The sequence below is a fragment of the Paenibacillus sp. FSL H8-0048 genome, assembly GCF_038002825.1.
Classification (GTDB): Bacteria; Bacillota; Bacilli; order Paenibacillales; family Paenibacillaceae; genus Paenibacillus_AQ.
Map to the genome: position 1 here is coordinate 6,005,232 of NZ_JBBODF010000001.1, position 25,322 is coordinate 6,030,553.

At 54.7% G+C, this 25,322-nt stretch carries 26 protein-coding genes; 16 read left to right on the forward strand and 10 right to left on the reverse strand.

Going from position 1 to position 25,322, the window contains the following annotated elements:
- Positions 1 to 87: 87 nt before the first annotated feature.
- The 9 genes from NSU18_RS26040 (at position 88) to NSU18_RS26080 (ending at position 8,727) form a co-directional block, all read left to right on the forward strand.
- The gene (locus NSU18_RS26040; protein WP_341150406.1) at positions 88 to 1,626 is read left to right on the forward strand and encodes a glycosyltransferase family 4 protein; all 1,539 of its coding nucleotides are present in this window, start codon (positions 88 to 90) and stop codon (positions 1,624 to 1,626) included.
- A gap of 51 nt (positions 1,627 to 1,677) precedes the next feature.
- Positions 1,678 to 2,772 (forward strand): non-hydrolyzing UDP-N-acetylglucosamine 2-epimerase, encoded by a 1,095-nt coding sequence (gene wecB / locus NSU18_RS26045; RefSeq protein WP_341017008.1) that lies wholly within the window; start codon positions 1,678 to 1,680, stop codon positions 2,770 to 2,772.
- Complete coding sequence (locus NSU18_RS26050; RefSeq protein WP_340938402.1) at positions 2,762 to 3,748, forward strand: polysaccharide biosynthesis protein; 987 nt, start codon at positions 2,762 to 2,764, stop codon at positions 3,746 to 3,748. The genes wecB and NSU18_RS26050 overlap by 11 nt, the downstream gene beginning before the upstream one ends.
- Entirely contained in the window at positions 3,745 to 4,584 is an 840-nt protein-coding gene (locus NSU18_RS26055) for a dTDP-4-dehydrorhamnose reductase family protein (protein WP_341150407.1), read from the forward strand. Before NSU18_RS26050 ends, NSU18_RS26055 begins: the two co-directional genes overlap by 4 nt.
- Complete coding sequence (locus NSU18_RS26060) at positions 4,581 to 5,579, forward strand: NAD-dependent epimerase/dehydratase family protein (RefSeq protein ID WP_341150408.1); 999 nt, start codon at positions 4,581 to 4,583, stop codon at positions 5,577 to 5,579. Before NSU18_RS26055 ends, NSU18_RS26060 begins: the two co-directional genes overlap by 4 nt.
- The gene (locus tag NSU18_RS26065) at positions 5,576 to 6,292 is read left to right on the forward strand and encodes a glycosyltransferase (RefSeq protein ID WP_341017011.1); all 717 of its coding nucleotides are present in this window, start codon (positions 5,576 to 5,578) and stop codon (positions 6,290 to 6,292) included. The genes NSU18_RS26060 and NSU18_RS26065 overlap by 4 nt, the downstream gene beginning before the upstream one ends.
- Positions 6,293 to 6,364: 72 nt before the next feature.
- Positions 6,365 to 6,940 (forward strand): class I SAM-dependent methyltransferase, encoded by a 576-nt coding sequence (locus tag NSU18_RS26070; protein ID WP_341017012.1) that lies wholly within the window; start codon positions 6,365 to 6,367, stop codon positions 6,938 to 6,940.
- A gap of 24 nt (positions 6,941 to 6,964) precedes the next feature.
- Positions 6,965 to 7,687 (forward strand): glycosyltransferase family 2 protein, encoded by a 723-nt coding sequence (locus tag NSU18_RS26075; protein WP_341150409.1) that lies wholly within the window; start codon positions 6,965 to 6,967, stop codon positions 7,685 to 7,687.
- Positions 7,684 to 8,727, forward strand: coding sequence for a glycosyltransferase family 4 protein (locus NSU18_RS26080; RefSeq protein ID WP_341017016.1), 1,044 nt, complete (start codon positions 7,684 to 7,686; stop codon positions 8,725 to 8,727). Before NSU18_RS26075 ends, NSU18_RS26080 begins: the two co-directional genes overlap by 4 nt.
- A gap of 142 nt (positions 8,728 to 8,869) precedes the next feature.
- Here NSU18_RS26080 and NSU18_RS26085 read toward each other — a convergent pair whose 3' ends face one another.
- A complete protein-coding gene (locus NSU18_RS26085; protein WP_341017017.1) occupies positions 8,870 to 9,940 on the reverse strand; it encodes a glycosyltransferase family 4 protein in 1,071 nt (356 codons plus the stop codon).
- A 191-nt stretch (positions 9,941 to 10,131) separates the two neighbouring features.
- Between NSU18_RS26085 and NSU18_RS26090 the strand changes: the two genes are divergently transcribed.
- Positions 10,132 to 10,875: a YhcN/YlaJ family sporulation lipoprotein gene (locus tag NSU18_RS26090; RefSeq protein ID WP_341150410.1), complete on the forward strand. Its 744-nt coding sequence runs from the start codon at positions 10,132 to 10,134 to the stop codon at positions 10,873 to 10,875.
- 198 nt (positions 10,876 to 11,073) lie between these two features.
- Here the strand turns inward: NSU18_RS26090 and nagA are convergent, their stop codons facing one another.
- The 7 genes from nagA to NSU18_RS26125 form a co-directional block, all read right to left on the reverse strand.
- The gene (nagA, locus tag NSU18_RS26095; protein WP_341150411.1) at positions 11,074 to 12,267 is read right to left on the reverse strand and encodes an N-acetylglucosamine-6-phosphate deacetylase; all 1,194 of its coding nucleotides are present in this window, start codon (positions 12,265 to 12,267) and stop codon (positions 11,074 to 11,076) included.
- The gene (gene nagB / locus NSU18_RS26100) at positions 12,255 to 12,983 is read right to left on the reverse strand and encodes a glucosamine-6-phosphate deaminase (RefSeq protein WP_341150412.1); all 729 of its coding nucleotides are present in this window, start codon (positions 12,981 to 12,983) and stop codon (positions 12,255 to 12,257) included. Before nagB ends, nagA begins: the two co-directional genes overlap by 13 nt.
- A complete protein-coding gene (locus NSU18_RS26105; RefSeq protein WP_341017023.1) occupies positions 12,983 to 13,861 on the reverse strand; it encodes a MurR/RpiR family transcriptional regulator in 879 nt (292 codons plus the stop codon). The genes nagB and NSU18_RS26105 overlap by 1 nt, the downstream gene beginning before the upstream one ends.
- A 633-nt stretch (positions 13,862 to 14,494) precedes the next feature.
- Positions 14,495 to 16,318 carry an FTR1 family iron permease gene (locus NSU18_RS26110; protein WP_341151103.1) on the reverse strand — a complete coding sequence of 608 codons (1,824 nt, stop codon included), beginning with the start codon at positions 16,316 to 16,318 and terminating at the stop codon, positions 14,495 to 14,497.
- A 348-nt stretch (positions 16,319 to 16,666) separates the two neighbouring features.
- Positions 16,667 to 18,016 carry an iron uptake transporter deferrochelatase/peroxidase subunit gene (efeB, locus tag NSU18_RS26115; protein WP_341150413.1) on the reverse strand — a complete coding sequence of 450 codons (1,350 nt, stop codon included), beginning with the start codon at positions 18,014 to 18,016 and terminating at the stop codon, positions 16,667 to 16,669.
- A gap of 5 nt (positions 18,017 to 18,021) precedes the next feature.
- Positions 18,022 to 18,927: an iron uptake system protein EfeO gene (efeO, locus tag NSU18_RS26120; RefSeq protein ID WP_341017026.1), complete on the reverse strand. Its 906-nt coding sequence runs from the start codon at positions 18,925 to 18,927 to the stop codon at positions 18,022 to 18,024.
- A 415-nt stretch (positions 18,928 to 19,342) separates the two neighbouring features.
- Complete coding sequence (locus NSU18_RS26125) at positions 19,343 to 20,320, reverse strand: LacI family DNA-binding transcriptional regulator (RefSeq protein ID WP_341150414.1); 978 nt, start codon at positions 20,318 to 20,320, stop codon at positions 19,343 to 19,345.
- Between the two features lie 424 nt (positions 20,321 to 20,744).
- On the opposite strand from NSU18_RS26125, the gene NSU18_RS26130 reads away from it, so the two are divergent.
- The 3 genes from NSU18_RS26130 to NSU18_RS26140 all read left to right on the forward strand — a co-directional run bounded on the left by NSU18_RS26130 (position 20,745) and on the right by NSU18_RS26140 (position 22,508).
- Entirely contained in the window at positions 20,745 to 20,969 is a 225-nt protein-coding gene (locus tag NSU18_RS26130) for a helix-turn-helix domain-containing protein (RefSeq protein ID WP_019908812.1), read from the forward strand.
- 161 nt (positions 20,970 to 21,130) lie between these two features.
- Positions 21,131 to 21,379, forward strand: coding sequence for a hypothetical protein (locus NSU18_RS26135; RefSeq protein WP_341150415.1), 249 nt, complete (start codon positions 21,131 to 21,133; stop codon positions 21,377 to 21,379).
- A 367-nt stretch (positions 21,380 to 21,746) separates the two neighbouring features.
- Positions 21,747 to 22,508 (forward strand): SagB/ThcOx family dehydrogenase, encoded by a 762-nt coding sequence (locus NSU18_RS26140; RefSeq protein WP_341017029.1) that lies wholly within the window; start codon positions 21,747 to 21,749, stop codon positions 22,506 to 22,508.
- 7 nt (positions 22,509 to 22,515) lie between these two features.
- Here NSU18_RS26140 and NSU18_RS26145 read toward each other — a convergent pair whose 3' ends face one another.
- Positions 22,516 to 23,046: an NAD(P)H-dependent oxidoreductase gene (locus tag NSU18_RS26145; RefSeq protein ID WP_341017030.1), complete on the reverse strand. Its 531-nt coding sequence runs from the start codon at positions 23,044 to 23,046 to the stop codon at positions 22,516 to 22,518.
- 194 nt (positions 23,047 to 23,240) lie between these two features.
- Between NSU18_RS26145 and NSU18_RS26150 the strand changes: the two genes are divergently transcribed.
- Genes NSU18_RS26150 through NSU18_RS26160 form a run of 3 tightly spaced genes read left to right on the forward strand, consistent with a single transcriptional unit; the run spans position 23,241 to position 24,966 of the window.
- The gene (locus tag NSU18_RS26150; protein ID WP_341150416.1) at positions 23,241 to 23,597 is read left to right on the forward strand and encodes a winged helix-turn-helix transcriptional regulator; all 357 of its coding nucleotides are present in this window, start codon (positions 23,241 to 23,243) and stop codon (positions 23,595 to 23,597) included.
- A gap of 58 nt (positions 23,598 to 23,655) precedes the next feature.
- Positions 23,656 to 24,078 (forward strand): MarR family winged helix-turn-helix transcriptional regulator, encoded by a 423-nt coding sequence (locus NSU18_RS26155; RefSeq protein WP_341150417.1) that lies wholly within the window; start codon positions 23,656 to 23,658, stop codon positions 24,076 to 24,078.
- A 51-nt stretch (positions 24,079 to 24,129) separates the two neighbouring features.
- The gene (locus NSU18_RS26160) at positions 24,130 to 24,966 is read left to right on the forward strand and encodes an alpha/beta hydrolase (RefSeq protein WP_341150418.1); all 837 of its coding nucleotides are present in this window, start codon (positions 24,130 to 24,132) and stop codon (positions 24,964 to 24,966) included.
- Between the two features lie 108 nt (positions 24,967 to 25,074).
- Here the strand turns inward: NSU18_RS26160 and NSU18_RS26165 are convergent, their stop codons facing one another.
- Entirely contained in the window at positions 25,075 to 25,260 is a 186-nt protein-coding gene (locus NSU18_RS26165) for a hypothetical protein (protein WP_036695723.1), read from the reverse strand.
- Positions 25,261 to 25,322 lie beyond the last annotated feature (62 nt).

Consider the following 25,322-nt stretch of genomic DNA (forward strand, 5'->3'; position numbering starts at 1 on the left):
ATGTTAGCCTGTCAGCTAATATACCCGTCCCAAGCAGGAGCACTGCTGAGTGATAGTTGATTGTGTGCATTCAAAATTAGGAGGTGAATGGCTGCTCCACAGCCCTTCGCAGGGGAGCGCCGAGACACCATGGCCGACAAAGCGACGATCGTCCTCTTTTCCCATGTCTCCAACACACGCAGTATTACGGGTGCGGAGAAGCTGCTGTTATTCTTCAGCCGGGAGCTGTCTCCTTACTTCAATTGTATCCTCGTAGCTCCGCAGGACGGGAAGCTGACACAGCTGGCCCGGAGCTACGGCCTTCAGGTCCGGCTGATGTCTATTCCGCTGGTCTATGGAGTGTACACCCCTTATGCCGGTCTGCCGGCAGACATCCGCAAGCTGCAGGAGGGCCGGGAATATCATGAGCTTACGCACTGGCTTGCGGAGCTCCGCCCGTCCTTCGTGATTACCAGCACCTGTGTGCATGCCCTGCCGCCAATCGCGGCGAAGACACTGGGCATACCGGTGATCTGGAAGATCTCGGAGACCATTACAGACAACGAGTTCACCCCGGTCAGCGTAGAGCTGATCCACAAACACAGCGATGAGATTCTGGCGATTTCACAGACAGCGGCAGCGTGCTTCCCCGAGGAGATCCGCGATAGCAAGGTGACCCAGCTGCCTCCGTCATGGAGTGACGCGGATTTGATGTTCGAGGCCTGGAGCAAGCTGCGCGGAGAACGGCGGAGTGAGCTGAAGATTGCCCCGGGGGACCCGCTGATCGGCTATGTCTCTTCCTTCATTAATAAGGAGAAGGGGCTGGAGCATTTCGTCAAGATGGCGGTTCTGGTGCATGAGCAGCATCCGGCTGCCCGCTACCTCGTAGTGGGGACTCCCGGTGATAAAAGCTACTATGAGCGCTGTGTCCGCAAGGTGAAGCTGGAGGGACTGACCTCACGCTTCCGGTTTGTCGGATACGAAGAATGTCTGCCGGCCGCTTACTGCGCGATGGATCTGCTCGTTGTCCCCAGCCTGATCCGGGAAGGCTTCGGTATGACGGCCCTGGAGGGCTATGCCTTCAGCAAGCCGGTCGTCGCTTATGATTCCGGCGGCCTGCGGGAGATCCTGAACGCCGCAGGCTGCGGCGAGCTGCTTGTGCCGGCGGGAGACATCGACGCGCTGGCCGGGCGGGTGAACACGCTGCTGGCCGACCAGGCGATGGCGGCCGGCATTGGCCGGCAGGCGCGGGAGCACATCGAGGCCGTCTACGGCCCGGCGGCTTACCGCGCCCGGCTGCAAGGCTTAGCGGAGAGATGGCATCTCCGCTACTGCCTCCAGCCGCCGCAGCTCAGCGGCGGCCCCGAAGCTCCGCCCGCAGCTGCGCCGGCGGACGGGAAGAGCGCCCCCGCGGCCGAGCCGCCGCGGGGCAAGTCCGGGCGACGCGCCGCACGGCTGCGGGCCGCGAAGCTGCGGCGCGGCAGGCTGCGCCGCGCCAAGTCCCGGAGCGGCGCGGCGGGAAAGAGCCCGCGCCGCAAGAAGCGCGCGGCAGGCTCCGCGCGCGGGCGGGCCAGCGGCGGCGGCAAGAAGCGCCGCGCGGGCCATGCCGGAAGCCGCCGGAGCAAGCGGCGGCGCAAGGCATCCTGAGCAGCCTGCCCGGTTCCTGAGGGCAGGCCATAATCAAAGGGGAGTGAACCCATGAAGATCATGACGATTTTGGGCACACGGCCCGAGATCATCCGCTTAAGTGTCATCATCCCGCTGCTGGACCGGTATGCGGATCGGCATGTGCTGGTGCATACGGGACAGAATTTCACGGCCAGCCTGAGCGGGGTATTCTTCGCCGAGCTGGGACTGCGCGCACCGGACTACGTGCTGCAGGATAAGCAGGCCGGACTCGGGGGCCAGCTGGCCGCCATGTTCGGCAGCCTGGAGAGCATTCTGCTCCAGGAGCAGCCGGACCGGGTGCTGCTGCTGGGTGACACCAACAGTGCGCTGTGTGCCGTTCTGGCCGAGCGGATGGGCATCCCTGTGGTGCATATGGAAGCAGGCAACCGCTGTTACGATCTGAAAGTGCCGGAGGAGAAAAACCGCCGTGTCATAGATGCCGTCTCTACCATAAATATGCCGTATACCCAGCAGAGTAAAAGACATCTGCTCAGCGAAGGGTTCCCCAGCCAGCGTATCGTGTTAACCGGGAATCCCATCCATGAGGTGATTACGCATTACGAAGAGCGAATCGCAGCCAGCGGCATCCTGTCCCGGCTGAAGCTTGAAGCCGGCCGGTATCTGCTGGTGACCGCCCACCGGGCCGAGAATGTCGATGATCCGGAGTCGCTGCACCAGATTATGTCCGGCCTGAACCTGGTGGCTGAGCATTTGGGGCTCCGCCTGATCTGCAGCATCCATCCCCGTACACGCTCCAAGCTTACGGAGCAGTTCCCGCTGACTATGAACCCGCTGGTGGAGTTTCACGAACCCTTCGGATTTTTTGACTTTGTTCATCTGGAACGTTATGCCCTGTGCGCCATTACCGACAGCGGCACCGTTCAAGAGGAATGTTGCCTGATGGGAGTACCTACGGTAACCATACGCCGGACGACAGAACGCCCGGAGACCGTCGATTGCGGAAGTAATGTAGTGTCCGGGGTAGAACAGAACAGCATTCTGCGCTGCACCGTGCTGATGACGTCGCTTAAGCCCGATTGGGAGGCGCCGGAAGGGTACCTTGCCCAAGGTGTCTCGGTAAAGGTAGTTAAATTTCTGCTTGGAGGGAACCTGCATGTTCAATAATAAACGGATTCTGGTTACAGGCGGTACCGGTTCCTGGGGGCATGAGCTGATCCGGCAGCTGCTGCCGCAGCATCCCAAAGAAATCATCGTATTCTCCCGCAGTGAGTCTGCACAGGTAGCCATGAGCCGTGAATTTGAAGATAAGCATCTCAGCTTCATCATCGGCGATATCCGTGACAAGGATGCGCTGGTGGCTGCCTGCCGCGGTGTGGATTATGTCTTTCATCTGGCTGCACTCAAGCACGTGCCTGTCTGCGAAGACCAGCCATACGAGGCACTTAAGACGAATGTGGTCGGCACACAAAATGTCATTGAAGCGGCGATTGCCAACAATGTGGAGAAGGCGATCTACATCTCTACCGACAAGGCAGCTAATCCGTCGAACTTCTACGGCATGACCAAGGCTATCGGTGAGAAGCTGTTCGTCTATGCCAATCTGATCGGCTCAGGCACCAAGTTTGTTACCGTGCGCGGAGGCAATGTGCTGGGAACGAACGGCAGCGTGGTCCATCTGTTCATGAAGCAGATCAAGGACAAGGGACAGGTAAGAATTACGGATATGAACATGACCCGGTTCTTTTTCACCCTGCGCGATGCCATTACCCTGTTGTTCAAGGCATCCGATGTCAGTATCGGCGGCGAGATCTTCGTCATGACCATGCCGACCTGCCGGATCGTGGATTTGGCCGATGTGCTGATCGAAGCTTCCGGGCGGACGGATGTCAGTATGATTGAGACCGGCATCCGCCCGGGTGAGAAAATCCATGAGATCCTGATGAGCGATTTCGAGAGCCTGACTACGGTGGTCTACGACGAGCAGTACCTCGTTATTCTGCCTACGCTTGATATGCCGGAGCTGAAGGAGCATTACCGTCATTACCCCCATGTGTCCTTCAGCAGCTTCAGCTCGGAGAATCATCTGATGGAGCAGGCTGAAATCAAGGACATTCTGATCCGGGGAGGGTTCCTCCAGTGAAGCTCCTTATTCTCGGCGGAAATGGTATGGCAGGTCATATGCTGGCGGAGTATTTCCGCCGCCAGGGCAAGCACCACATCTTCCATACAACCCGGGATAAGAAGGATCTTGGAGGGTTGTATGTAGACGCCGACGACATCGCCGGTGTAGAAAAGCTGGTTGAAATCGTCTCCCCCCATTGCATTATTAATGCGATGGGGGTACTCAATCAATTCGCCGAACGGGACCGGATCGGCGCGTACCATGTCAACGGATTCCTGCCCCACCGCTTGCGGCGGGCAGCGGACCAGATTCATGCCCGGCTCATCCACATCAGCTCCGACTGCGTGTTCGAAGGAACACGCGGCGGATACACAGAGGAGGATGCCGCGGATGGAACCTCGGTCTACGCCCTTACCAAGAGTCTTGGAGAAGTGCGTGATCCCGGACATCTTACGATCCGCACCTCCATTATCGGGCCTGAGATCCGCTCCGGCGGAATCGGCCTCATGGAATGGTTCCTGGCCCAGAAGGGCCGGGTAACGGGATATGAATGCGTGATGTGGAATGGAGTCACTACCCTGGAGCTGGCCAAGGCCATTGACTCCTTGCTGGACTCGGATCTCTCCGGGCTGATTCATCTGGCCCACCCGCAGCCTGTAAGCAAATATCAGCTGCTGCAGATGATGCAGGCAGCATTTCATAAAGAGGATGTTGAGATCATCCCGCAGCCGACGCCGGTCCAGGACCGGACGCTGATCAGCACGAGAAGCGATGTTACGATTGAGCTGCCGTCCTATCCCCGTATGCTTAGCGAGCTTGAGGGCTTTATGCGCCGCTCAGAGCTGCCGACATGAGCGGACGGCGGCGTCTCCTTATTACCGGAGCTTCCGGCTTTACCGGCAGGCATGCCGTAGCCTACTTCGCTGCCGGAGGAGCGGAGGTTACTGCTGTAGTCCGCTGCAAGCCAGAAACGGAGCTGTTCCCGGAGGGTGTTCAGCAGGTTGTCTGTGACCTGGGGGACCGCAGGGCTGTGGCGGCAATGATTGGAGCGGTGAAGCCGGATCAGGTGCTGCACCTGGCAGGCAGGAACTCGGTCCCGGAGTCCTGGCGGGACCCGCTGCTCTATATGGAAACCAATGTAATGGCTACTCTATATTTGCTTGAGGCGCTGCGTGTCCAGCCGGCCAGCCGTATTCTGGTGGCCGGCTCCCGGCTTAAGTACAGACCGGGTGCGGCAGACCCGCCTCATCCTTACAGCCTCAGTAAGACGCTGGAAGAGCTGGTATCGCTGGCCTGGGGAACGCTGTTTGCACAGCCTGTGCTGATGGCGGAGCCCTCGAATCTGATTGGCCCTGGTCCGTCCACCGGCTTCTGTTCCCTGCTGGCGCAGCATATTGTGCGCAGTGAAGCAGCCGCTGCAGCCGGATCGGCTGCTCCAGCTGCCTTCCGGCTCTCCTCGCGCCATGCGCTGCGTGATTTTCTGGATGTACGTGATGCGGTCAGGGCGTATGGTTTCATTCTGGATTCGGGCGAGACCGGCAGGATCTACCGCATCGATTCGGGGACAGAGCGTGAACTGGGAGAGGTTACAGCAAAGCTGCTGGCTCATGCTGCGGCTCCGGTAAGGGTGGACTGGGGCCCGCAGGAGGAGTACAGCCGGGGCAATCCTTCCCTGTCATCTGCCGTTCCGGCGAAGCCTCCATTTGAATCTGCTGATACTAAAGAAACGCCTGAAGAATCGGGAAACTATGCTGTTATTTCCGGCTGGAAGCCGGAGATTGCACTGGACCGTTCACTGGCGGATATTATCGGCTATACAAGGGCCGGTAAGGAAGGAAGGTTGTTATGAAGCCCAGAGTATCCATAGTGATTCCTTTTTACAATTGTCCTTATATTGAGCAAGCGCTCCAGAGCGCCATGAGCCAATCCTGGCAGCCTTATGAAATTATTGTAGTGGATGACGGTTCAACTATGCATGCAGAGCGGATTACTCCCTATCTACCCCACATTCACTATCTGGGCAAGGCCAACGGAGGTACTGCTTCGGCTCTTAACCACGGCATTGCCCATGCCACGGGAGATTATGTAGTCTGGCTTAGCTCGGATGATATGTTCTATCGTGACAAGATCAATAATCAGGTTCTGTTCATGGAACAGAACCGTTTGCTGATCTCGTATACCAACTTCAACTACATTAACGAAAACTCGCAGGCGACGGAGCTGAATGCTGCGGCCGTATTCCCGAACCAGCTTGAATATCTGCGCTGCTTCCTGTACGGCAATCCCATCAACGGCTGTACGGTAATGTTCAAGCGGGAGATCTTCGGAGCCATCGGAATGTTCGATGAAGCACTGCCGTATACCCATGATTATGATCTGTGGTACCGGGCGATTCTGAACGGTTATGCACCGGTGATGCTGAACCAGTCTTTGACGGCTTACCGCCGGCATGAGGGAATGGGCACGCTTAGACACTACGATGTCATTATGGCTGAAGCTGCAGCAACCAGTGCCCGTTATCACGCTCCGTTAAGTGCCCTGATTGCTTCCATGGGCGGCTAGCTCGCCGGAGCGCACAGCCGGCACTGCAGCACAGCCCAGGGTCAGGCAATTCACGCTTAGGAGGGAGAGCATATGTACCGGGAAATCGAAGTGAAAGACTTCCTGCCGGTCCTGCTGGAGCAGCTGAAATTCTCCGAGAGTATACTGGATATCGGCAGCGGTACCGGTACGCTGCTGGAGCGGTATGAAGCCGCTGTGGTGCTGGGACTGGATATCCACAGACCTTATCTGCTGCACCGCAAATACAAGGCTCCCCATATCATTCCGGTTCATGCCGATGCCGGTCATATCGATAAACTGTTTCTGCCGGGAACCTTCTCTGCGGTCACTCTGATCGATTCGCTGGAGCATTTCTCGATGAGTGAAGGCATGGAGCTGCTGCGTAAGGCAGAGCTCATCGCTGCGAACCGTGTCGTCGTATTTACACCGCGGGGCTTCTTCCCGCAGGAGGGGAAGGACCATTTCAACCTGCATGGAGAGTATTACCAGAAACACTGGAGCGGCTGGGAGCCTGACGACTTTCTGAAGCTGGGCTACGCTGTAACTGTACTGAAGGGCTTCCACCATGCGGAGAATCCTTCATTCCGGGAAGCCTTCGGTGAGAATCACGCGCCGCTGGACGCCCTGCTCGCCTGCAAGACCGTATAAATGACTCAGGGAGGAGGCCGGGGCATGAATCAGAAGACCAAGGTCTCGGTGGTGATTCCGTTCTACAATTGTCCTTACGTACATCTGGCGGTCGAAAGCGTGCTGGCCCAGAGCTACACGGATATTGAGCTGATCGTGGTGGATGACGGTTCAACGCTCCATACGGAGAAGCTTGACGCCTATAGAAGCCGGATTGTATATATCCGCAAGACCAACGGAGGGACCGGCTCGGCCCTCAATAAGGGAATTGAGGCGGCAAGCGGAGCTTATTTTGCCTGGTTAAGCGCGGACGATCTGTTTCATCCCGATAAAATCAGACGGCAGATAGAAGCCATCCGCAGCTCGGGTACCTCCTTCAACCATACGGCTTACTACTATATTAATGAGCATGGGCAGCGGTTCTCCGATATAGTCCGAATGCCGGCCTTGAGCAGACCGGCCCTCATACAGACCATGATGTCCGGCTGTCCGGTGAACGGCAGCACGGTGCTGCTCGATATGGAGATCCTCTCCGGGGTGGGCAGGTTTAATGAGAGCCTCCTGTATACACAGGATTATGATATGTGGCTGCGGATTCTGCCTCATTATGAGTGGTCTTATATAGAAGAGCCGCTGCTGGATTACCGCGTTCATAATGAAATGGGCTCGGTTCTGCACAGCGAAGCGCAGAACCGGGAAATTGCCAAGGTGCAGTTCATGCACAGAGGGAAATTGACGGAGCTGCTGAGAAAGGAGAGAAGGAATTGAGACTGACCTTTCCGGTTCTGACCTTATCCAGAGGCGGTGCGCAGCGGATGATAGCGGAGCTGGCGAACGCCCTGACATTAATAGGCCATGAAGTTGTTGTTCTGATGCCCAGCTTAGGTGTTGTGGAATATGAGATGAACTGTCCGATTATCCCTGTGCCCGCCCCGGTCCTTACAGAAGATCATTTCCCATACGGGGATGTCATTATCTCTAATTATTATACAACCGTGCCGGTTGCTGAGCGGGCCAGCCGTCAGGGCAAAGGACTGCATATCCGGCTGGCCTTATGCTATGAGCCGAATTTCCTGCCGGATAATAATCAGTCGTTCGCCTCCTACGGCATTACCCGCAACCTGCTTGTATTGTCCCGCTGGCAGCAGGAGGTCATACGGATCAATCACGGCATTAAAGGGAGAATTGTTCCGGTCGGTGTTGACCCGGATTTCCATAATATGCATTTCCGAGACAACCCGGGCAAGCCGCTGATCGTCTCGGCTATTATGCGGCGTCCAGAAGGCGGATTCTCCGGCCACCGGGAACAGGAATACCTGATTCAGCAGCTTGATATGGTCAAGCGGCTTCATCCTGAGGTGGAGCTCTATATTATAACTCCCCCTGCTGAATATGCCGCTTCAAGGAGTCTGCAGGCCTTGCTTAACACCGGGAGCTATCAGCTGCGGACACCCGGGAATGATGATGAACTGGCTTATCATTACAATGAGGCAGATATTTTTGTCAGCGCAAGTACCAATGATGCCGGTTCACTGCCGGGACTGGAAGCGATGCGCTGCGGTGCTGCACTGGTTACTGTATATTCAGGAGGAAATCTCGAATACTGTGCACACGGGCAAAACTGCCTGATGTCGTATCGTCATGAGAACCGTCTTGCTGCGGATATTGTGACGCTCATTAACGACGGGGAGCTTCGCCGGCGTCTGGCCGCCAGGGGAGAGCAGGATTCCTTGAATTTCACCTGGGAGAGAAGTGTGCAGGTCTTCCAGGCTGAGCTGTTTGAGATGGTATCCAGACAGGGGATATGATGCCTCCGGGCAGAATGCCAATACAACACACAGAAACCTTCAACCCAGGCTAACGTCTGGAATTGAAGGTTTTTTTGAATAAAAGGACGGCAAAGCCGTTTCCGCTTGCCGGAAGACTGGGGAGATATGAAGCTTGTAATGGCTAAAAGATAGAGAAGGAATTCATCATCTCGCGGAAGGAATGTGCATACTGATCGAATCCGAAATGCGTAACCATATGCTGACGGCCCTGATAGCAGATGGCTTCACGCAGCGGGATATTATTCATCAGCTCTAATCCTTCGTTAACGGCAGCCTCTATATTGCCAATGGGGTAGAACTTGCCCGTAATATTATGAGTGATGAAGGATCTGACCCCGTCGGAATCCGTGCTGAGTACAGGACAGGAGCAGCAGACAGCTTCAGCTACCGCATATCCGAAGCCTTCTGTGACCGAGCTGGACAGCAGGAAGCCTCCTGAAGCGGCAATCGATGAATAGTAGACAGGCATCATCTGGTTAGGCATATTCGTGAACACATTCAGCCGGTCATTCAGGCCAAGAGCATGCAGCTCTTCATTGAATGCCGCCTTCTGTTCATCGGAGGCCAAGCCTGGATCATGGAACATCCAGAGATGCAGGTTGGGCTTTGCTTTGCGGATATGGTGGGCAATCTTCAGGTACTCGCTCCAGTTCTTGTTGGGTTCCAGCCGCCCTACCCAGGCGATGACAGGATCAACCGGCGCCTCGGCGGGGATATAGCGAAATCCTTGTACATCCACAAGGTTCGGAATAACATAGCGTTGGAGCCAGGGGCAGATCTCGATAAACAGCTCCAGTAAATGATCGGTGGGGGGAATCAGCACAGCATTGCAGAAGGATTGCAGATAAGGCACAGAATCTATAATCACATTACGGGCTTCGCTTCGTGTTCCCAGACCCTGGGACTCGTAGATCAGGATGCCTCCATACCCCAGCCGGCGCAAGCGCTCCAGCAGCAGATAATCTGAGGTTACGATGATGGCGTCATAATGATGGGCATTCAGTACGGCCCTGATATCTTCATCCTGAGGAGTGATGAATACCGGGAAGCTTACACTATTGTGAGTGCCGGACCCCGGCATGAGATAGAGTACATGGCATTCGATGCCGTTCTTTTGAAGACTCTCACACCGCAGCCTGTTCAGGGTCTCCACCCCGCCGCTCGGTACATAAAACGTAAATAGAATTTTCAAGCTTACCCCTCCTGATCTGGACTGCCTGCGGAGAAACACAGTCTGCTGTTATATAAGATACGCCTGATTTCTCTTGCATGTGACTGTGGGGGGCGGCATTGCCAAATCCTTTCTGGATAGCCCGGCAGTGGAGGAGCCATGCTAAGGCTTGTTACGCTGCACTACATTATTCTGTTAAGGGAGATGAAGGAATGTTGCGCTCGAAATTCGGCTTGTCCGTGTCTGCTGCCTTGCTGGTCGGCGCCTTAAGTATGACCGGCTGCAGTGCCGGCCATTCGGCAGATAATGGCAATATGCAGACGAAAAGTGTACGGGGGACAGACGGGCGAATCCACGTGAACTCCACACGGGACATGAAGCGTGATGATGACTTCGGCAGCATGGAGATGAGCAAGGAATTGGCTGACCGTGTAGCGGCTATGCCGCAAGTCCGTTCCGCTAACGTTATTATGGTTGGCCGAAGCGCTTATGTCGCTGTAATGCTGGAGCATGCTTCAGGCGGAGTACACACCCGTAGTACCACCCGCGAGAAAGCTACCGGAAGAGGAACTGCTGCCGGTGTTCCCGGAATGACGGGAACAGGCGGCTCTATGGCCGGCATTCCAGGGAGTCTGACAGGCACCGGCACTGTTGGCGGTACAGGCATGGCGGCTCCCGAGGATTATCCGGGGAATGGCAATAACGGGATTATGTCCAGAAGCAATATGGGGGATGATACAGACTTGATTCCCGGGGAGATTAAGAATAAAATCGCCGCAGAGCTTAAAAAAGGTAACACATACATCGGCAATGTGTACGTCTCGGCGAACCCGGATTTCGTGGATCGGGCTGATTATTATGCCCGGGAATTCCGTGCAGGACATCCGCTCAGAGGCTTCGCGAATGAATTCCGCATCATGGCGGAACGGATTTTCCCTGCGCGCAGCGGACAGTAAGCAGATTACTGCACATGCCTTGAATGAAGATAGTATTCCAGAGGGATATGAGGCTTATTCAAAGGACGGGCACAGGGCAGGCAAACGGTAAAAGAAGATGGACGCAAACAATGCAGCCACCGTACCCGGAAAGCCGGGTGAGAGGGCTGCATTGTCTGTGTTTATATGGACATGAAGTAGTATCTTGCTGCCCTGGACTTAGGCCTCCAGCTTGCGTCCGCCGATCCAGACGCCGCGCAGATTCAGGTCCTGATCCAGCTGCAGGATATCGCCGCGCTTCCCTGCTTCCAGCGTTCCGATAGACCGCTGCATGCCGAGCGAGAGCGCCGGGTTAAGGCTGGCAGCCTGTGAGGCCTCCAGCAGGCTTAGACCGACCTCCTGAACCAGATAACGGAACCCGCTAATCATCGTCAGTGTGCTTCCGGCCAGTGCTTCAGGATGCTCCTTCAGCGTGGCTATGCCGTCCTTAACGATCACAGGCAGGTCACCGATCGCATATTCTCCGTCGCTGAGTCCGGTTGCTGACATGGCATCTGTGATCAGCAGCAGGTTATGATTGTTTTTGAGACGGGTAATGAGGCTGATGGCTGCCGGATGAACATGGATACCGTCGGCAATGACCTCGGCTCTGATCCGGGGATCGAACAGTACGGCACCGGCCGTTCCCGGCTTGCGGTGATGCAGCGGCGTCATGGCATTGAACATGTGCACCGCCTGGTTCAGTCCGGCATCGGCAGCGGTAATTACCTGCTCGAATGTGGCATCTGTGTGGCCAAGCGCAGCCGTAATGCCATGCTTGCGCAGCCACTGGATCGCTTCCAGGGCAGCTTCACGCTCAGGAGCCAGGGTGACCTGACGGATCATTCCCGGATACTTGTGCTCCCATTCCTCCAGCCATTCTATATTAGCCGGAACGATATGCTCAGGATTCTGCGCTCCAGGCCATCTTACGCTGATGAACGGTCCCTCCAGATGGACACCTGCCAGCCTTGCATAAGGCATGCCGCCTTCACGGGAACGATAAGCATCCACCTCGGCCAGTACCTGATCGATGTCTGCCTTGGAAGCCGTCATGGTTGTAGCAAGCATAGAGGTCGTCCCGTGTGAGGCATGGAACCGTGTGATGGTGTCGAGAGCATCTGCATCGCTGTACATGAAGTCATGTCCGGCTCCGCCGTGCACATGTACATCAACGAATCCGGGGATCAGCAGACCTTGCGGCTCCCGGGTGACTGTCTGCCAGCTCTCATAAGCTGCGGGCAGCCAGGAAGCTTCTCCGGCATATTGAATCAAGCCATCCGCTACGGCAATTACACCCTGTTCTATGATTCCGTCAGGAGTCAACACCTTGCCGTACAAAAGTTCTCCGTTCATACCGTTTATTTCAGCCATTTGGCGGCTCCTTCATCCAGCAGGACGACCACATTCGGATGGCTCTGAAGCAGCGAAGCGGGGCATTGGGTGGTGATCGGGCCCTTCAGCGCATTTTTAACCGCTTCCGCCTTCTCTTCACCGCGGACAAGCAGTACAATCTGCTTCGCTTTGAGAATGCCGCCGATGCCCATCGTTACCGCCTGACGCGGCACATCCTCTACACGGTCGAAGAACCGGGCATTGGCTTCCAGGGTCTCTTCCAGCAGATCGACGACATGCGTTCCGCTGCTCAGGCTGGCATCCGGCTCGTTGAAGCCGATATGACCGTTGCTGCCGATGCCGAGGATCTGCAGATCCACCGGACCGTTATCCTCCAGCAGCTTGTCATACGCACGGCATTCGGCCGCAAGATCGGGAGCATTTCCGTTAGGCACATGGGTGCGGGCCAGGTCGATATCGATATGATTGAACAGATGCTCATTCATGAAGCTCCGGTAGCTCTGCGGATGATCCACAGGCAGTCCGACATATTCGTCCAGGTTGTAGGATGAGGCTTTGGCGAAGCTGACATTGCCCTTGCGGTGCATCTCCACCAGCTTCTCGTACACCCCGACAGGGGAGCTTCCGGTAGCCAGCCCGAGAACAGCTCTGGGATTGCTCTGCAGCAGACTGGCGATCAGGTTAGCTCCTGTGGCTGCGAAATCTTCTTCATGCTGAAATTTCAAAATATTCATTAGATTTGACCTCCCCGTTTATGACGGTAATGTTGGACGTTCCGGTAAGATTGCTCAAGCCTGGGGATGAAATCCCCGAACCGGGCACTGACCATGCCGGTGAACAGAATATCGATAATATGCAGCTGTGCGATCCGTGACGCCATATCACCGCGCCGCATGCCCTGCTCTAGAGACGAGGAGAACAGGGGAATATCAGCGAGTGTAGCCAGAGTACTGCTTCCATAGGAGGTTAACGATACCGTGGCTGCACCGCTCGCGGCTGCACAGGTTAAGGCATCCACTGTCTCCGGGGTCTCCCCCGAATAAGAGACTGCGAAGGCCACATCGCCGGAAGAGAGTGAGGAAGCGGAAGTAATCTGCATATGGGAATCGGCAAAAGCGGTGCAGTTCACGCCAATGCGGATCAGCTTCTGATAGAAATCCTGGGCGACGATGGATGAGGTCGCCATCCCGTACAGATCGACCCGCCGGGCTCTGCACAGCAGATCAATGACCTGCTGCAGCCGGCCCAGATCGAGCAGCGAGGTGGTGTCCCGGATCGAGGCCAGGTGGTTGGCCTGCATGGCCTCTACAATGAATTGCAGCGGATTGCCGGCCACGATGTCCTGATAAGAGGAGCTGCCGGTCTCCGGCGAGCCGTCGCTATGCGCCAGCTCAGCCGCCAGCTTGAGCTTGAAATCGGGATAACCCTTGAAATGCAGCGCTTTGCAGAACCGCGTAATCGTCGCCGTGCTGATGCCGCATTCCTCCGCCAGCTCCGTGATGCCCATATGGACAATTTCCCCGGGCGAGGCCAGAATGCGCTCAGCCAGCTTGCGTTCCATTTGCGACAGCTTGGGCTTGTCATGCTCCAGAGCATGCAGAATGGGAGACAAGCACTCACCTTCTTTACTATAGATTCAGATTCATGTAGCTTTCTCTACTTACCCGAATGAAAATGTAGAAATCGACATGCGGAAATGGGCAGGTTAAGTTTTGGCCTAAAGCTTACTCCTGAAATTATTTTACATAATAAACACAATAATTAAGAAAATTATTTTCATAATCAGAATAAAACAAATTGCGGAAGGTTGCAATAGGCAGTTTGGCTTAAGGCTGCTCTTGGGCTGGATTAAGGAGAGGGAGGTGTGGATTTGTGATAGGGGAGTGGAGGGAGGGTGGAAGGAGGAGGAAGGAAGGAGTATTGATAAGAGGAAACAGTTGGATTTTTGTTACTTGTTAACTCATCATTCAGTTTTTTGTGAAAATTAATTGGATTTTTGCTGCTTAGTTTTACTCAAATTCCATTTTGAGCTGATTGCGGCAATAAATAAATGCTGTTTTTCCATCTATCATCTATAAAAAGGATTCTACTCTTTTAGTAAGTGACGTTTTTCCACCTATTCATTTCTGCTTAAGGCATTGGCAAGAGGAATGCGGCTAACCCATATGGCAGGAAATACAAAAAGCTGCAATCTGCGCGTTTGAAGGCACACGCACAGATTGCAGTTTTTACATAATTAGTATGTTTACTTAGTGATCCCGTTTGCGGCCTTCGTTCTGTTGGCAGCCCGTCTGCCGCGCAGCAGCTCCCATAGGATGAGGACAAGAATGAGCAGTTGCGGGATGGTGGTCTCCCAGGTCGGATACATGCCAAGCCAGCCGATGGAGGGCAGGCTGTGCCCGGTATGGGCTGGCAGCTTGCCGGCGATCTGCAAGGCGTGAAGACTCTCACCGAGGAAGCGGAACACCAGATAGTAGATCAGCACTGTAGCAGCGCGGAAGAAGGCAGCAAGCGGCAATTTGGCACTCAGTGCAATCATGGCATAGCCGAGGATGATCAGGATCACCAAGGCACTGCCAATCCCGAGCAGCAGCTGAGAGGTGTCAATGGCCGGTGCCATCCCTGCGTAGAAAATCGTAGTCTCCGCCCCTTCGCGCAAAATGGCCAGCGCAGCGATGAAGAACAGGTACCACAGATTGCCTTTGGCAAGGGCGCCTTGCATCTGGAGGTCTACATATTTATTCCAGGCTGCTGTGCTGGATTTGCCATGCAGCCAGCGGCCGACGGTGAGCATCATGACCACGGCGACGAGACCGGTGATGCCTTCGATCAGCTCGCGTGCGCCGCCGGAGGCGGCTTGGGAGAGGGAATAGGTCAGCAACACGGCGAGGCCGATGCTTGCGGCCAGACCTGCCGCCGCGCCGGACCATACCCAGCGGCTGGCTGCCGGTACTGCTTCGCGGCGCAGATAGGCAAGCAGGGCGGCGAGTACAAGAATCGCCTCCAGCCCCTCCCGCAGCAGAATAAGTGCCGCATCCCATGCGGTATATGTCTGTTCCCCGGCCAGCGGCGTCAGCTCAGAGAGCATCGTATCCATAAGTGATAGTGCTTGGTCCAGCTTCGGAGGGCTGGAGAGCAGATAACCGGTGACGGCGGTGCTCTCGTTCTCGATGCTGGCATAGACCTTGGGTGAAGCCAGCTGGACCTGGCCTTCGGCCGAAGGCCAGGCAGTGATGAACTGCTCCATGATATCAGCGGCTGCTGCGCTGTCTCCGGCCTGGGCGGAGGCGGAGGCTTGTTTCAGATAGCTGATCAGCCCCTCGATGGAAGCTGGCCTCGGCGCACCACCGGTATCGACGGCTTTGCCTTCGCTGTAGCCGGACAGCAGCGTCACCAGCGCTTCCGCTTCCGCCTGCGCGGCCTCTCCGCGGACCGGCTCTGCCTGCAGCGCAATGCGCAGCAGGCTCATCTTCGTCTCCAGCAAGCCGTAGACGGCGGGATTGTCCGCCCGGATGCCGCGTTCCGCCGGCGTCCAGCCGTTCACCACGGCGCGGTAGGCTTCCGCCGCCGCGGCCCAGTCGGCGCTGCGCGCCGCATCCCGCGTGCGCTCCGCCGCGGGCAGCAGCTTCGCCGCCGCTGCGCGTCCGGCGGTGCCCGTGTTACCGCCGCCTTCGCCTGCGGCGGCGGTAACATAAGCGTCCACGCTGCGGGCGAGCGTGGACAGGGCCGCCTTGGCGGGCGCTCCGCCGCCGCCCGCTAAGGCTTCCGCCGCAGCGTCCAGCGCGGCGTCCACCACAGCAGCCGGACCGGCGAGTGCCGGGTCCGGCTTGCTCTTGTTCGCGCTGCGCCACAGCGCCGCGAACGATTCGACATCGGCCGCCGCCGCCTCCCAGCGGCTCTGGCCGGCCTCGACCAGCGCGCTGCCTACAGGCGGCAGCAGCTCATCCAGCGGCGCGCCTGACGCAGAAGCCGGCGCGCCGGGGAGCAGCACAAGCAGGCAGAGGAGCAGCAGCGCTGCCCTGATCTGCCGCCAGGAACCATGTGTAACTGTGATCTTCATCGGGATCATTCCCTTCAAGTTTAGCGAGTAGGGGTCACTTGCAACGGACTCAGCTGCGCTTATTTTAGCACTATTAACGTTTCTGCAAGTTGAACGGACTCAGTGGAGCTTATGTACAAAAAATTGGGAGGAAAACGCCCGCTGTAGCGGAAATAAGCGCCGTGTAGTCCGTTCGAGTAGCTGAATATGCTCGAAAGAGAAAATAAAGGCCTCTCAGTCCGCAGCGATCAGCCACCTGTCCGTCCTCTCCGGTGCCCGAATCGCCGCAGCACCGGTGTCCGAATCGCGGTTGCACTTCCAGCCTCAGAATCCCTGGGCCCCAGCCTCCTCAGCATCACCCGTCACAGCCTAGGTATTTCAACCCTCGAGCAGTAATTCCCCGATATAACCGCCTTCCCGGACACCGGGGAAGCAGGCGAAGACAGCACTGCCGGTATGAACCATATACTCATTCAGCCGGTCATTTTTGGAGAGGCGCTGCTGGATGCTGACGAACTGCTTCATCAGATCCTTTTGAAAGCTGATGAACACCAGACCGGCATCAAGCTGGCCGGTTTTGAGATCCATGCCGCTGGAATAGGAGTAGGAGCGGCGCAGCATTTTGACCGAGCCGTCTCCGTGGGCGAGAGCGGAATGGGAGTCCGGCGGGATGAGCGGCTTGCCGGCAGCATCGGCTGCTGCCAGATTTAGCTCAGCGAATTCATCCCGGGCTCCAATTGGTGCGCCGCTCTGCCGGTGCCGCCCGAAGGTGGCTTCCTGATCGCTCAGCGGGGAGCGGTCCCAGACCTCAATACGGAACCGTACGCGCCGCACCGCAAGATACGTGCCCCCGTTCATCCAGGCCGGGCCATCGGCGCTGCCGCTCCAGACAATATTTCGCATCTGCGTGTCATCGGTGACGTCCGGATTCCCCGTACCGTCCTTGAAGCCAAGCAGATTACGCGGGGTGCCGCCTGACGGATCGGCGCTGGCGCTGCGCTGGAAGCCTTCCTGCGTCCAGCGCAGCACCGCTGTGCCCCGGGCGATGCGGGCCAGATTGCGGATGGCATGGAACGCCACCTGCATATCGTCCGCACAGGCCTGAACACAGAGATCACCGCCGCACCACTGCGGCTCCAGGCTGTCTCCAGGGAAGGACGGAAGCTCAGTGAAGGAGGCGGGCCGCTTCCCGGCCAGCCCGAAGCGGCTGTCGAACAGGGCCGGACCAGCTCCGAAGGTAAGGGTACACTTAGAGGGGGTGAGGCCATCCGCCTCACCGGTGTCGGTAGGCGGGAGATTGGGCTTGTCGTTCGCCGTGCCGATCATCGTACCCGAGGTCAGGGCAGCGGCGGCGGCAGTCCAGTCCTCCAGCAGTTTTTTCAGATCACTGATCATGGTCGTCGTCAGATCAAATGAAGCGAAGCACAGAAAATTCTGTGCAGGCGTAAGAATCCCCGCCTGGTGCTTGCCGTAGAAGGGGATCGTATCCGCCTGTTCTTCATTCTGCCCGAAGGCTGCGGCGGCCGGGACTGCCCGTCCCGCTGCCTGGCGTGCCGCCATAAAGCCGCCTACACCGCCTCCGCCCAGCAGCAGCCCGAGACCTGAGGCACCGGTCAGCCGCAGCATATCGCGGCGGCTGAATTTGGTATTGAACAGCTGGGTCTCCGGCGCAGGAATTCCATGATCCGCGTCAGCCTTATTCCGGGAATTCTTATCTTTCTTGTTCATACTCGTCACACTCCCAGAATCGTTCCCATGTTGGATAGCGGCTCGGCCAAGGCATCGAGATTCTGGCTTAGCTTACGGATCTCCTCCGGTTTGAGCGTTTCGTAAGAGACGTAGCCCTCCCCCGATTTGAACGGTGCCAGCTCATTCATCAAGGCGGTGAACCGCTCGCCGATAGTTTGCTCAAGGGCCGGGTCTTTTTTGGCCAGCTCCGGCTTCAGCAGCTCATAGATCTTCTGGGCCCCCTCCACATTCGCCACAAAATCATACAAATCCGTATGGGAATAACGCTCCTCTTCCCCCGTTACTTTGGAGGAGGAGACCTCATTCAGCAGCTCAACCGCCCCGGTAACGAGCAGATTGGCATCAATCCCGGCCGTCTCCACCTTGGCGCGCAGCAGCTGCGCATCCTTCAGCAGGCGGTCCGCGACATCTGTCATGCCCTCCGTGGTATGATTCTGCCAGAGGGCCTGTTCAATCTTATGAAAACCGCGCCACTGCGCGGCATCCACATCATTCTCGCGGGCATCAATATTCGGGTCCAGATCTCCGAGTGCTTCAGCAATCGGCTCGATCCGCTCATAATGCATACGCGCCGGAGCATACAGCGCCTTAGCCTCTTCCAGCTTGCCTGCCTTGACGGCATCCGTGAAGCCTTCGGTCTGCTTGACGAACGCATCACATTGTTCAATGACGTATTTGCGGTATTCGTCGATGGCAGTGGTGAAATCTGCGTTCGCCTCACCTCCGGCCTTCGCTACACTTTCTGCCCCGCTACCTGCCTGGGCTGCGGCATTACTTTCCGAATTATTGCTGTTATTAGCATTGTTATTGCTGTTGTCCTTGCCCGCACATCCGCCGAACAGGAGGGACGCTGCAAGCAGACCCGCAGGTACTGCATAACCTATTTTCATCCGGTGGAACCCCCTTTTCGCTTATGAAAATGATAATCGTTATCAATGATGGACTTATCATAATTCCACAGCTATTAGCTGTCAATAAAAATGTGATAATTATCATATCCATCCAGAAGCGCACAAATGAAATAACAAAAAACGCCTTCGGCTACCCAGAAGACGCAGATATTATCTGAATTCCTGCACAAAATGCAATACTTTTCTCATAACAACGGGAAAAATCAAGTTTTGTTGTAGAAAAGGCAGCAATTTCTATGTTTTTCCGAGAAAATTTGGGAAATTCCTGTATTTCGTACAACATTCCCCCCGGACACCCGGGTATTCAAGAATAGAGTTGTAATACCTACAACGATGTGTAATCGCGGAAACTCCTGAAATCCTATCATAGCTCAACCAACCGTCATATCCGTGACTACACCGTGGACCGCTCAATAATCCGGTAGTCCAGCTTGCGGTAGACCGGCCCCAGGTGCTCCGAATGAATCTGCTCATGGATAATGCGGAAGGCGGCGGCCCCCATCTCATACAGGTGGTTATCCATGGTGGTGATCTGAAGCAGACGTCCGATTGGCTGGTTATCGAAGCCCATCACTGCGAGGTCATGAGGGATGCTAAGGCCGGCTCTGCGCGCTTCAATAATCAGCCCGGCAGCTACATGGTCTCCCGTAATAATCATGGCTTCCGGCCGCTGCGGCATCATCAGCAGAGATTGTGCAACGGCAGCGCCGTCTTCCTCCGTTGTACAGTCATAGATCATCCATTCCTCTTCAAAAGCCAGCTTATGCTCAGCAATGAATTCGCGGTAAGCAGCCTGACGGATCACGGCACTGCTGCCATTACTCCGTCCTTCGCAATATCCGATGGAGCGGTAACCTTTGCCGGTCAAGTACGCCAGCCCTTCCTTGAAAGCCGCATAATGCTCAATATAGACCGAAGAATAGCGCCGCTCTCCGCTGTCCTGGCAAGTGACAACCGGACCGTAGGCCGTATACTCCTCGATGATGTCCGGCTTCAGCGCAGTAGATACAATCACGACACCGTCAATTTCTTTATGGCGCAGCATCTCCAGCACTTTGATTTCTTCCTCCTCCAGATAATTGCTCTGGCACAGAATCAGCCGGTATTGCGAGAGCAGCGCCTCGTGGGCAATGCCATTCATAATAATCGAGAAATAAAAAGCATGAATATACGGCAGAATCACCGCCACCGCACCGGTACGTCCGGTAATCAGATGAACGGCGTTCATATTGCGGGTATAGTCGAGCTGCTCAATCGTTTGCAGTACAGCGGCTCTTTTGTCCTTGCTGACATACGGATGATTATTCAGCACCCGTGAGACGGTCGTTACAGATACTCCGGCCATCCGGGCGATTTCTTTAATATTAGCCACGTTCGTCTACGCCCCCTGTGTGAGACTCGTATGACCTTATTCTAACATAGAAATGAACCGCTTTTCGGCCGATAAAAAAGCTTGCTATGGAATCCATTTCATACATTACACTGGGTGTGCAACAACAGCTCTACCGGAGAAACCGGCGTGACCGCAAGGGCGTGACGGACCGGTACAGCTTGCTGCTGTGACGCAAATTCTATAGTATTTGCCCGCCGGCTGCCGCCCTTAACGCGTAAGGTGCTGCGGCCGGTTTTGCTGCGTCCTGGCTGTGATGTGCCGGGATTGTCCAGACTCCGCGCCTGCCCCCGCCCAATTTAATGCTGTGACAGCACCATTAACTGCCCCCCCACATAGTATGGTTTGACTGTATCCCTTTACCTTGTTATACCAAACAAACCCAGGGCAAGGAGGGGTGACACCATTGAAAGGCAACGAACATCATAGCAAATTTTTGTTGACGCATCGTGAACGCGAAGTATTCGAGCTTCTTGTGCAGGACAAAACTACACGGGATATTGCCGGACTGTTATTCATCAGCGAAAAGACCGTCCGCAACCACATTTCCAACGTAATGCAAAAATTAAACGTAAAAGGCCGTTCGCAAGCGGTTGTCGAGCTGATCAAGCTTGGGGAGCTGAAAATCTAGCTGCCCTGCTTCAGAGGTGATGCGTTTAAGCCTTCCTTTACCTTTTTGGGGTGAGGGGAGGTTTTTTGTTGTTTGCCAACTCTCAATCCGATTTCAAATTATGATAAATGAATTCATTAGAACCACTTTTTTATCGATGGCTACCCGGGAGGTGTGAAAGAATGAAATGGCAGCAAGTAAGAGAATTGTTACTTGACCAATTTGTTTTGCTTTCCATTCTTGACTATCGCGAGGAAGATGATAAGAAAATTATAACGGAAGTAGCTCCTGTTCGTGCAGTATCTGAGAAGAACGCCAACCAGGAATTTTTCAGCGCTGAACCAGGATATCTTGTCTATCACACTGCCAATGAGGAGTGCGTTATTCATCTGCGCAGAGACCCAGTGATGAGAGTGAGGCGGCGGTCATGAAGATAGCTTATGATGGACAACTCCTGACAATAGATATTTCCGTATGCTACCAAGGGAGAACGCTGCAATACTTCCGAAGTCTCACAAAGGATTGCTTGGATTGGATATCTTACAGACCCATGGTTTTATCATAGATATGCAAAAGATGGAGTTGCGTTCGCATTAATGATATCGCTTCCATGCTACAATATTGAATAGACCAAGTGATTGCCGCCGGCAAAGGGGGCCTCATTTGGTCTTTTTTTCAATTTGGACAGTCATCGCTGCAAAAATAGCTTTGTATTTGCAAAGATAGTGATTATAATCACAAACTAATTCAAAACACATGATAAATTTATAGGATCAAGGGACGCCGGGAGGATTCAACATGACAAGATACGAGCAACAGAGACAACTGCTGAAATCGAATTTTCAAGAATTCAAGCATATCCGAACAGATAAGATTAAGGGCATGGCGCAGCCGCCGATTGTGAAGCCCTATAATGAGGGGGCACAGATCATTGAGCTGCCTGAGGTCAGCCGGGACGTTGTGAGTCAGAACAATATTATGGATTGCATCAGCCAAAGAAGGAGTACAAGATTCTATTCGGCCGACACGCTAAGTCTGGAGGAGCTATCCTATTTACTATGGGCCACCCAGGGCATTACGGGGATGAGCAAGAACGGACTGACTCTGCGGACGGTACCGTGCAGCGGGGCGACCCATACGTTTGAGACTTACCTGATGATTATGCGGGTAGAAGGGATACCACAGGGCATCTACCGGTACCTTCCTGTAGAGCACAAGCTGTTATTTATGTTTGAATTAGACCAACTGGAACAGAAGATTGATGCGATTACGCTGGAGCAGCCCTTTGTCCCCAACTTCGCCAAGAAAGCTGCGGTTCTGTTCGCCTGGAGCACCACACCCTACCGGTCTGAATGGAAATATGATATCTCCGCGCACAAAAAAATTCTCATCGATGCCGGGCATGTCTGCCAGAATCTGTACCTGGCCAGTGAATCCATCGGTGCCGGGGCTTGTGCCATCGGAATCTATGATCAACAGCTGATTGATGAGGTGCTCGAACTGGATGGCGAAGAGGAATTTGTGATCTATCTTGGCGCGGTCGGGAAGAAGCGGGAATAACGGAATATTAACGGTTCCGAAGGATATACTCCCAATAATCCACGGCACTCTGATTAATATCATCGTCACTCGCCTGGAAGGAAGCGCCGAACACGGCGAAGTAAGGCAGGGCGGTTGCGCCGACATGGATGGCACTGGCCTGGAACGGGGCGATGATCTCCTCTACTGTAAAAGAAACGGACCCGGCAGGCAGGTAGTTTTCTTTTTTATCGCCGATGGTCATAGCTATGCCCAGCTTCTTATCCTTCAGCTTGTTGCCGCTTGAGCCGTACGCCCAGCCGTGAGTGAACACATCGTCCAGCCATTTTTTTAGCAGCGGGGGATAGCTATACCAGTATAAGGGGAATTGAAAAATAATCAGGTCGTGCGCCTCCAATAAACGCTGCTCCTGCGGAACATCGATGCTCCAGTCCGGGTACTCCTTGTAGAGCTCATGGACCGTAACGTCCTCCGGATGCAGCAGCAGCTCTTGTCTCCATCTCCGGTTCACTCTTGAAGCCTCTATATCGGGGTGCGCCAGGATTACCAGGGTTGTCATTAGGGATCACCTTTCTGGTGTATAGTTTGTGTTGTGCAGGTGCTTCTATTATTTTGTAAATTCCTGAAAATGTAAATACACACAATGAAGTAACCTAGTTACCTCCAGGTATGCATTGGAATCGGGTGCCGGTTGTGGCAGAATAGAAATCATTAGATCAGCGCATTGTTATGACTGCTGGGGAGGTGCCGGGGATGAAGCAATATCATTTAGGGATTGAGGCGACGCTTGAGATTATCGGCGGGAAGTGGAAGTCGCTGATCATATGTATACTGATGTCGGGGACCAAGAGGACGAGTGAACTGCAGCGCAGTATTCCGGGTATCTCGCAAAAGGTTCTGATTCAGCAGCTCCGCGAGCTGGAACGGTACGGGATCATCGGCAGAGTGGTTTATAGCCAAATGCCGCCCAAAGTGGAATATTACATCACCGAGTATGGGATCACAGCCAATGAGATCATTAACCTGATGTGCTCCTGGGGCAGAACCAATATTGCGATCCGGCAGCAGCGGGGTGAGGAAGTCATGCTGCTTGATAAGGACCCCGAATAGGAGCACGCGGAAATACTGATCTATTGACAATAGTTTGACGTCAAACTATAATTCCTTTATGGAAACCAGAGATGCTATTTCACTTATATCCAAGATCCGCGAGAAGGTTAACAGGTTCATCCTACAAGAGATGGCGAAGCAGGGAGTAGACGGCATTGCCACTTCGCACGGGGATATTCTGTATGCGCTGCTGTCTAAGCACAGACTCACCATGGCCGAGATCTCGGCACATATTCATAAGGACAAATCTACAGTTACAGCACTTGTGGATAAGCTGGTCCGGCTGGGACTGGTTATGAAGGAGAGGGATCAGGAGGACACCCGGTACGTATATGTTACTCTAACCAGGAAGGGGAAGGAGCTGGAGCCGGTATTTGAATCGGTCTCTTCTGCCATGCTGGAGCAGTTCTACCGCGATATTACGGAAGAGGAGCAGATAACTCTGCTGGCAATTTTAATGAAAATCAATCATAATTTCTAAAAAATTTGCATGATAGTTTGATGTCAAACTAATTATGGAAAGGACATTACAATGAGAGACTACACTGATGAGTTACCGCCGCATACAGAGAGATATGTCGGTGAGCATGATCTCTATCTGGAGATTTACAAGGGAGAAGAGGCGAGAAAAGGCCAGGAACAGGAGAATAAGGTACCCCTGCTGTTTGTACATGGTGCCTATACCGGAAGCTGGATGTGGAGCAAGTACATTCCCCATTTCATCCGTGAAGGCTGGACGTGTTATGTGATGAATCTGAGAAGTCATTACCGGAGCCGGGTGCTGGATATGACGCAAATTACCTTCGAAGATTATCTGGAGGATATCCATGAAGTGGCGCGGGTGATCCAAGCTGAATGCGGAGTTGCTCCTGTCCTGATCGGGTTCAGCATGGGCGGGATTCTTAGCCAGAAGGTGGCGGAGAGGGCCGGGTTGGCCGGACTTGTGCTGATTGATTCAAGTCTATGCAGAGAGGTACATGAGGAGGTTCCTTATACGGATATTGTCAGCACGGTACCAGGCAACGTAGTGCCCGCTCCGGTCCGCGATGAGGAGACCAGCCTGGATGAGACGGCAGAAGACGTAGCGTTTCAGCGGAAGTATCTGACGATGGAGTCTGCCAAGGCGTTTCGAACCTTCTCTTATCACTTTGGGGCAGAAGGGGTATCCGTAGACAGCAGAAACATTGCATGTCCTTGTCTGGTCATCCATGCGGTTAACAGTGATGAGGATGAGCGCCGGGGCAGAGCCAATGCAGCGTATTTCCGCGCAGCCTACGCAGGTCTTTGGGGCACCACCCATACCGGACTTCTCGTAGGACAGCGCTATCTGGAAGGGGCACAGACGATCCTGCGGTGGTTGGCGAGATAATGAATCTAGTGCAACAAATAAAAGGCCGCTTGAACCGGGATGCTCCCGTTCCTTAGCGGCCTTGATTTGATAGGTGAAGGGTGTTCTATATATACATCTAACTAGAGATTAGTGGAATTTGACGGTCTTGATGCGTGATTCCTGTTCGTAAGTAAGCGGACTTGGGGTTGGTGGTGTGTGCAGATGGCGATGTGCGCTATATTCCATCTTCCGGTAATCCTCTTCTCCGGAAGCCATCCCCGGCTGCCACATCCCGGTTACCCAATTCTTCAGTTCCTTAATTCCTGCCAGCATTGCATTCATCCTCCTTGGCGATGAAATACGGTAATGAACCTCTGGGACATCTCTTTTGGTTA

What these genes read in the sequence shown, in the direction of transcription:
- NSU18_RS26040 (WP_341150406.1), top strand. Translation starts at nt 88, where the DNA reads ATGGCTGCTCCACAGCCCTTCGCAGGGGAGCGCCGAGACACCATGGCC.
- wecB (WP_341017008.1), top strand. Translation starts at nt 1,678, where the DNA reads ATGAAGATCATGACGATTTTGGGCACACGGCCCGAGATCATCCGCTTA.
- NSU18_RS26050 (WP_340938402.1), top strand. Translation starts at nt 2,762, where the DNA reads ATGTTCAATAATAAACGGATTCTGGTTACAGGCGGTACCGGTTCCTGG.
- NSU18_RS26060 (WP_341150408.1), top strand. Translation starts at nt 4,581, where the DNA reads ATGAGCGGACGGCGGCGTCTCCTTATTACCGGAGCTTCCGGCTTTACC.
- NSU18_RS26065 (WP_341017011.1), top strand. Translation starts at nt 5,576, where the DNA reads ATGAAGCCCAGAGTATCCATAGTGATTCCTTTTTACAATTGTCCTTAT.
- NSU18_RS26070 (WP_341017012.1), top strand. Translation starts at nt 6,365, where the DNA reads ATGTACCGGGAAATCGAAGTGAAAGACTTCCTGCCGGTCCTGCTGGAG.
- NSU18_RS26075 (WP_341150409.1), top strand. Translation starts at nt 6,965, where the DNA reads ATGAATCAGAAGACCAAGGTCTCGGTGGTGATTCCGTTCTACAATTGT.
- NSU18_RS26090 (WP_341150410.1), top strand. Translation starts at nt 10,132, where the DNA reads ATGTTGCGCTCGAAATTCGGCTTGTCCGTGTCTGCTGCCTTGCTGGTC.
- nagA (WP_341150411.1), bottom strand. Translation starts at nt 12,267, where the DNA reads ATGGCTGAAATAAACGGTATGAACGGAGAACTTTTGTACGGCAAGGTG.
- nagB (WP_341150412.1), bottom strand. Translation starts at nt 12,983, where the DNA reads ATGAATATTTTGAAATTTCAGCATGAAGAAGATTTCGCAGCCACAGGA.
- NSU18_RS26110 (WP_341151103.1), bottom strand. Translation starts at nt 16,318, where the DNA reads ATGATCCCGATGAAGATCACAGTTACACATGGTTCCTGGCGGCAGATC.
- efeB (WP_341150413.1), bottom strand. Translation starts at nt 18,016, where the DNA reads ATGAACAAGAAAGATAAGAATTCCCGGAATAAGGCTGACGCGGATCAT.
- efeO (WP_341017026.1), bottom strand. Translation starts at nt 18,927, where the DNA reads ATGAAAATAGGTTATGCAGTACCTGCGGGTCTGCTTGCAGCGTCCCTC.
- NSU18_RS26135 (WP_341150415.1), top strand. Translation starts at nt 21,131, where the DNA reads ATGAAATGGCAGCAAGTAAGAGAATTGTTACTTGACCAATTTGTTTTG.
- NSU18_RS26140 (WP_341017029.1), top strand. Translation starts at nt 21,747, where the DNA reads ATGACAAGATACGAGCAACAGAGACAACTGCTGAAATCGAATTTTCAA.
- NSU18_RS26145 (WP_341017030.1), bottom strand. Translation starts at nt 23,046, where the DNA reads ATGACAACCCTGGTAATCCTGGCGCACCCCGATATAGAGGCTTCAAGA.
- NSU18_RS26150 (WP_341150416.1), top strand. Translation starts at nt 23,241, where the DNA reads ATGAAGCAATATCATTTAGGGATTGAGGCGACGCTTGAGATTATCGGC.
- NSU18_RS26155 (WP_341150417.1), top strand. Translation starts at nt 23,656, where the DNA reads ATGGAAACCAGAGATGCTATTTCACTTATATCCAAGATCCGCGAGAAG.
- NSU18_RS26160 (WP_341150418.1), top strand. Translation starts at nt 24,130, where the DNA reads ATGAGAGACTACACTGATGAGTTACCGCCGCATACAGAGAGATATGTC.
- NSU18_RS26165 (WP_036695723.1), bottom strand. Translation starts at nt 25,260, where the DNA reads ATGCTGGCAGGAATTAAGGAACTGAAGAATTGGGTAACCGGGATGTGG.